Genomic DNA, 6,580 nt, shown 5'->3' with positions numbered 1-6,580 from the left:
GCACACGCGCCGCCAGCAGTCTTTCCTGCCCTTCGATACCCAGCTCGTCGAGCAGGATGTGGCGGGCGTAGCGCAGCAGTTGCTCGTCGTTCATTTGTCCTTGCTGGGCTCGACTCCGGTCGGCGTGATCTTCATGCGCTGGGCGTTGCCGGCGCCGGGCTTGGCGTCGGCCTTGGCCTGGGCGCGGGCCGAGCCCTTCTGCACCGGCTTGCCGGCCAGCAGGTTGATCGCCTGCTGCAGCTGGAAGTCATCCTTGCCGCCGAACTCGAACACCTTGGTCGGCACGTCGACGTTGTCCTGCTCGGAGTTGGACTTCACTTCGTTGGCCGTGCCCGGGTTCGACAGGTGGCGCTGCAGGTCGGCTTCGCGCGGCAGGCGGAACAGGTCGCCGTCGGCGGTATCGGCCACGACGTAGTCGGGCTCGATGCCGGTGGCCTGGATTGAACGGCCGCTGGGCGTGAAGTAGCGCGAGGTGGTGAGCTTGACCGCGGTGGTTTCCGACAGCGGCAGGATCACCTGCACCGAACCCTTGCCGAAGGTGCGGTTGCCCAGCACCTTGGCGCGCTTGTGGTCCTGCAGCGCGCCGGCCACGATCTCGGAGGCCGAGGCCGAACCGACGTTGACCAGCACCACCATCGGCACGGTCTTGGTCCAGGCCGGCAGGCCCGACAGGTAATTGCTTTCGCCGCGGGCGTATTCCGACGGGGTCGCCAGGTACTTGTGGCGGGCGTCGGGGGTACGGCCGTCGGTCGAGACCACCAGGGCGTCGGCCGGCAGGAACGCGCCGGACACGCCGATGGCGCTGGTCAGCAGGCCGCCCGGGTCATTGCGCAGGTCGAGCACCAGGCCCTTGGGGGCTTCCTTGGCGCCCAGGTCCTTGAGCTGCTTGGCCAGGTCGGCACCGGTTTTTTCCTGGAACTGGGCGATGCGCACATAGGCCACGCCGTTGTCCAGCATCTTGCTGCGCACGCTGCGCACCTTGATGATGTCGCGCACGATCTTGAGCACGATCGGCTGCGGCCGGTCGGCGCGCATGATGGTCAGCGTGATGGGCGACTTGGGGGCGCCGCGCATGAGCTTGACGGCGTCGTTCAGCGACATGCCCTTGGTGGGCGTGTCGTCGATCTTGATGATGAGGTCGCCGGCCATGACGCCCGCGCGCGCGGCGGGGGTGTCTTCGATGGGGGAGATGACCTTGACGAAGCCGTCCTCGGCGCCGACTTCGATACCGAGGCCGCCGAACTCGCCTTGGGTGGCCGTCTGCATTTCGCGGAAGGCGTCGGCATCCAGGTATGCAGAGTGGGGGTCCAGGTTCGACACCATGCCGGAAATGGCATTGTCGATCAGGGTCTTGTCGTCGACCGATTCGACGTAGTTGTTCTTGATGGCCGCAAAGACGTTGCTCAGCTGCCTGAGCTCATCCAGCGGCAAGGGACTGCCGCGCTGGGCGACAGCCGTCACACCCACGCTGAGCAAGACACCTGCCACCGCACCGATGGCAATCAGACCGAAACCACGAAACTTGCGAGTGCCCATGCACACTTCCCGAATTGGTTTTCGCCCTTGGGTTGGCCCCGGAGCGTTTGGCCGTCTGGCTTTACTGGGTCAGCCACTGGGCTGGATCCACAGGAGCGCCGCGATGGCGAATTTCAAAGTATAGGCCGGATTCCACTTGGCCGCCGGTTGCGCCTACCGAAGCAATAGTATCCCCCGCCGCGACGGAATCGCCCACCCGTTTGAGCAGACTTTGGTTGTAAGCATAGACGGTCAGATATTGCTGGCCATGATCCACAATGATGAGATTGCCGAAACCCCGCAGCCAATCGGCGTAGACCACCGTGCCGGGCGCCACCACCTTCACCGGCGTTCCTTCGGGCGCGCGCAGCACGATACCGCGCCAGACGCCGCCATCCGGACGGTCGACCCCGAAACGGCCCTGCACCTGGCCGCGCACGGGTGCCGCCAGGCCATGGCGCAGGCCATTGCCGCCGCCGACCGGCGCGGCGCGCGTCGCCTGTTGGCTGGGCGCGCTGCGGGTTTGAGTGGCGGGCTCTTCCACGGGTTCCGCCTTTTTGGGGGGCTCCGCGGGTTTTGCCGGCGGCGTCTCGGCCGGGCCGGTCAGGCGGGGATGGCGCGAATCGGCCGGGCGCAGGCCGGCGGCGTCGGGATCGGCCACGGCGACCGGGCCACGGCCCTGGCGCGACGCGGCCTCGACCTGTTCGCGGGCGGCGGCGGCCTCGCGCGCGTCGCGGTCACGCCGGGCGCTGTCGGCCGCGGCCTTGTCGGCGGCCGCCTTGCGGTCGGCTTCCGCCTTCCGGCGGGCTTCCTCGGCACGACGGTCGGCCTCGGCCTTCTTGCGGGCCTCTTCGGCGCGCCGGGCTTCCTCGGCCTTGCGGGCTTCCTCGGCGCGACGCCGCGCCTCTTCGGCCTTGCGGGCCTCTTCGGCCTGCTTGATGATGGCCGCGTCCAGGTCGGTGATCAGGCGCGACAGGCGCTGGTCGTCACGCCCCAGCTTGTTCGCTTCGGCGCGCTGGGCGGCGATCTGGCCTTCCAGCTGCGCCAGCAGCGTGGCGCGTTCTTTCTGCTGGGCCACCAACGCGGTCTTTTGTTCGGAGGTTTCGGCGACCAGCTTTTCGATCTCGGCGCGGCGGGCATCGGCGCGGCCCTGCAGGGCCGCCAGGCGGTCGATATCGGCGCGCAGCGCCTCGACCGCGCGGGCCCGGGCCTGGGAGACATAATCCAGGTAGCCCAGGTTGCGCCCCAGCACCTGGGGATCATCGCCGGACAGCAGCGCGGTCCAGGGCGACAGGCCACTGGTGTATTGGGTGCGCAGCTGGTCGGCCAGCTCGACCCGGCGCTTGGCCAGCACGGCCTGCTGGGCCGTGATCTGTTTTTCCAGGCCGGACAGGTCGGCCGCCGCCTGGCGGTTGGCCTCGGCCAGTTCCTTCAGGCGCAGGTTGATCCTGGAAATCGCCGATTCCGACTGTTTCAAGGCATCGGCGGCTTCCTTGCGGGCGGCTTCGCGCGTATCGATGTCCTTCTGCAGGTTTTCGATACGGTCGCGCAGCTGCGCCTGCTGCTTCTCGGCATCGGACTGGCGGCCGGCGAGATCGTTGGACACGGCGCCCGCCGGCAGCACTCCACCGGCCAGCATGACCGCCAACAACCACCCCGCCATGCGCACCATGGATATCAGTCCTTCTTAGCCTTGCCCTGGGCCGCGACGGCGGCCATGGCCGCCTCGATCTCGGCGGCATCGCCCAGATAATAGTGGCGGATGGGGCGCAGGTCATCATCCAGTTCATACACCAGCGGCTGGCCGGTGGGGATGTTGAGGTTGACGATATCGTCGTCCGACACGTTGTCCAGGTGCTTGATCAGGGCGCGCAGGCTGTTGCCGTGGGCGGCGATGAGCACCTTGCGGCCGGCGCGGATGGCCGGGGCGATGGACTCGTTCCAGAACGGCAGCACGCGCGCCACGGTGTCCTTGAGGCACTCGGTGGCCGGCAACTGGTCGGCCGGGATCCGGGCGTAGCGGCTGTCGAAGCGCGGATGGCGCTCGTCGTCCAGCGACAGGGGTTCCGGCGCGATGGCGTAGGCGCGGCGCCAGATCAGCACCTGCTCGTCGCCGTACTTGGCGGCGGTCTCGGCCTTGTTCAGACCCTGCAGGGCGCCGTAGTGGCGCTCGTTCAGGCGCCAGTTCACGCCCACCGGCGTGTACATGGCGTCCATGGCGTCCAGGGCGATCCACAGGGTGCGGATGGCGCGCTTGAGCACCGACGAGTAGGCCAGGTCGAAGGTGTAGCCTTCCTTCTTGAGCAGTTCGCCCGCCTTGCGGGCCTGTTCGCGGCCGGTTTCCGTCAGGTCGACGTCGGTCCAGCCGGTGAAGCGGTTTTCCAGATTCCACTGGCTTTCGCCGTGGCGCATGAGAACGAGTTTGTGCATGGTTTGGCAGGCGTGTAACGCGGGTTAAAGTTGCGGAATGCGCTCATTTTATAATTGAGCGATTTTGCCCTTGATTTTGCCCCGGCGCACCCGTCGATTTCGCGGCGCGGCGCGTCAGGGTTCGCCCTTACCAGGCTAGACGCCGCACTTCAGGATGCCCCGTGGACCTTCTGCAATTCTTGCTCGATAAAAACAACATCTTCATTGTCGCCGTAACCCTCGTTTCCGGCGTCATGCTGGCCATTCCCGCCCTGCGCAAGGGCCGCACCGGCTCGGCCGTCAGCACCACGGAAGCCATCCAGATGGTCAACCAGCGCCAGGCCGTGTGGGTCGACGTGCGTCCCGCCGAGCAGTTCCAGGCCGGCCACATTGCCCAGGCACGCAGCTTGCCGGTTGCCGACCTGGAACAGAAAGCCGCCTCGCTGCCCAAGAACAAGCCGCTGGTCGTGGTTTGCGACAATGGCCGCGATTCCGCCCGCGCCGCCGCCAAGCTGCGCGCGCAGGGCTTTGCCGACGTCGTGCCGCTCGAAGGCGGCATGCGCGCCTGGCTGGCCGCCAGCCTGCCGGTCACCCAGAAGGGTTGAACCGGCGCGGCGCGCCCCCATATTACTGACAGAATCCGCCTGGAGCGCCTATGAACAAAGTTGTCATGTACAGCAAGGACTATTGTCCCTATTGCGCCCGCGCCAAGGCGCTGCTGGAGCAGCGCGGCGTGACCGACCTGGAAATCATCCAGATCGACCGTGAACCCGGCCAGCGCGATCGCATGATCGAACGCACCGGCCGGCGCACGGTGCCGCAGATCTTCATCGGCGATACCCACGTCGGCGGTTGCGACGACCTGATGGCGCTGGACCGCTCGGGCGGCCTGGTGCCCATGCTCAACGGCTCAGGCCCCGGCTGACCGCCTGGCCATTCGCCCCTTTTTGCCCCTCCCACCAACGGAAACACTCATGGCTGATCAAGACCAAAACACCCAGCAAGAAGGCGGCAACGACGCGCCCTCGTTCAATCTGCAGCGCGTCTACCTGAAAGACCTTTCGCTGGAAATGCCGAACGCGCCCCACGTCTTCCTGGAGCAGGAAGCGCCCCAGGTCGAGGTGAGCATCACCGTGGGCGGCCAGCGCCTGGCCGAAACCGTGTTCGAAACCACGGTCACCGTCACCGTCACCACCCGCGTCAACGACAAGGTCGTGTACCTGGTCGAAGGCACTCAGGCCGGCATCTTCGAAGCCGCCAACATCCCCGAAGAGCAGCTCGATCCGCTGCTGGGCATCGTCTGCCCGACGATGCTGTACCCGTACCTGCGCGCCAACATCGCCGATGCGATCACCCGCACCTCGATGCCGCCGCTGCACCTGACCGAAGTGAACTTCCAGGCCCTGTACGAGCAACGCCTGGCGGAACTGCAGCAACAACAGCAAGGCAATGCCAACGGCAATGGCAATGGCAGCGACTCGGGCATCATCCTGCCCGCCAGCGCCACCCGCCAATAAGGCGATCCGCGGCGCCCCATGAACCAACCCACTCCGCCCGGCCTGCGCGTCGCCGTCCTGGGCGCGGGCAGCTGGGGCACCGCGCTGGCGGCGGCCGCGAGCCGCCGCCAGCCCACCGTACTCTGGGCGCGCGATCCGGCGCAGGCCGCCGACATGGCCGCCCGCCATGAAAACGCGCGCTATCTGCCCGGCATTGCGCTGCCGCAGACTCTGACCCTTTCCTCCGATCTCGACGCGACCCTGCGCAGCCTCAAGCAGGACGGCGCGGCGGGATTGATCATCCTGGGCGTACCGGTGGCAGGCCTTGCCGCCACCTGCGCCGAACTGGCGCACCGCCTGCCCGCCCTGGGCCTGCAGGACACACCCATCGTCTGGACCTGCAAGGGCTTCGAGGCCGACACGGCCCGGCTGCCGCATGAAATCGTGCGCGAAGCCCTGCCGGGCGCCATCGGCGGCGCGCTATCGGGCCCGTCGTTTGCCCGCGAAGTCGCGCAGGGCCTGCCCGTGGCGCTGACCGTCGCCAGCGGCAACGCTGCCCTGCGCGCCGCCACCACCCAGGCCCTGCACGGCGCCGCGCTGCGCGTCTACGCCAGCGCCGACCTGGTCGGCGTGGAAGTCGGGGGCGCGCTCAAGAACGTCATCGCCGTGGCCTGCGGCATCGGCGACGGCCTGGCGCTGGGCACCAACGCCCGCGCCGCGCTGATCACGCGCGGCCTGGCCGAAATGACCCGTTTCGGCGTCGCCCTGGGCGCGCAGGCCGAAACCTTCGCCGGCCTGACCGGCCTGGGCGACCTGGTATTGACCGCGACCGGCGAACTGTCGCGCAACCGCCGCGTGGGCCTGGAAATCGGCGCCGGCCGCAAGCTGGCCGACATCCTGGCCAGCGGCGTCACGGCCGAGGGCGTACGCTGCGCGCGCGCCGCGCTCGAACGCGCCCGCGCCATCGGCGTGGAGCTGCCCATCACCGAGGCCGTCTGCGCCGTGCTGTTCGAAGGCGTGGCGCCCATGACGGCCGTCTCCGCGCTGCTGGCGCGCAATGCCCGCGACGAGCACGGCGACGGCGGCTGAATCGCCCGAGCCGTCGGGCCCTATTCCCAGTCTTCCATAACAACACCACGCACGACACCCTGGAGACACCC

General features: G+C 68.1%; 7 protein-coding genes and 1 pseudogene. 4 read left to right on the top strand and 4 right to left on the bottom strand.

What is annotated here, in order from left to right; translation table 11 throughout:
• From DK459_RS16780 to gpmA, 4 genes and pseudogenes are all read right to left on the bottom strand, one after another.
• Window positions 1-94 (bottom strand): annotated as a pseudogene (locus DK459_RS16780) (molybdopterin biosynthesis protein MoeB); the annotation flags it as partial.
• A complete protein-coding gene (locus DK459_RS16775; RefSeq protein WP_006389947.1) occupies window positions 91-1,536 on the bottom strand; it encodes a S41 family peptidase in 1,446 nt (481 codons plus the stop codon). The pseudogene DK459_RS16780 and the gene DK459_RS16775, both read right to left, overlap by 4 nt.
• Window positions 1,537-1,597: 61 nt before the next feature.
• Complete coding sequence (locus DK459_RS16770; protein ID WP_109442180.1) at window positions 1,598-3,187, bottom strand: murein hydrolase activator EnvC; 1,590 nt, start codon at window positions 3,185-3,187, stop codon at window positions 1,598-1,600.
• Between the two features lie 5 nt (window positions 3,188-3,192).
• Complete coding sequence (gene gpmA / locus DK459_RS16765) at window positions 3,193-3,945, bottom strand: 2,3-diphosphoglycerate-dependent phosphoglycerate mutase (RefSeq protein WP_006389944.1); 753 nt, start codon at window positions 3,943-3,945, stop codon at window positions 3,193-3,195.
• Between the two features lie 161 nt (window positions 3,946-4,106).
• Between gpmA and DK459_RS16760 the strand changes: the two genes are divergently transcribed.
• The 4 genes from DK459_RS16760 to DK459_RS16745 are packed head-to-tail and all read left to right on the top strand — an operon-like array spanning window position 4,107 to window position 6,509.
• Window positions 4,107-4,529: a rhodanese-like domain-containing protein gene (locus DK459_RS16760; RefSeq protein ID WP_006389943.1), complete on the top strand. Its 423-nt coding sequence runs from the start codon at window positions 4,107-4,109 to the stop codon at window positions 4,527-4,529.
• 50 nt (window positions 4,530-4,579) lie between these two features.
• Window positions 4,580-4,849, top strand: a complete 270-nt coding sequence (grxC, locus tag DK459_RS16755) for a glutaredoxin 3 (RefSeq protein WP_006389942.1) — start codon at window positions 4,580-4,582, stop codon at window positions 4,847-4,849.
• Window positions 4,850-4,898: 49 nt separating this feature from the next.
• On the top strand, window positions 4,899-5,441 hold the full coding sequence (gene secB / locus DK459_RS16750; RefSeq protein WP_026382145.1) for a protein-export chaperone SecB: 543 nt from the start codon (window positions 4,899-4,901) through the stop codon (window positions 5,439-5,441).
• 18 nt (window positions 5,442-5,459) lie between these two features.
• Complete coding sequence (locus DK459_RS16745; protein ID WP_047992067.1) at window positions 5,460-6,509, top strand: NAD(P)H-dependent glycerol-3-phosphate dehydrogenase; 1,050 nt, start codon at window positions 5,460-5,462, stop codon at window positions 6,507-6,509.
• The last annotated feature ends 71 nt before the right edge of the window (window positions 6,510-6,580 follow it).

The organism is Achromobacter sp. RW408 (assembly GCF_003184165.1).
Taxonomy (GTDB): domain Bacteria; phylum Pseudomonadota; class Gammaproteobacteria; order Burkholderiales; family Burkholderiaceae_B; genus Achromobacter; species Achromobacter xylosoxidans.
Note: the sequence above shows the minus strand (reverse complement) of the source record. Positions and strands in the feature narration are given on the sequence as shown.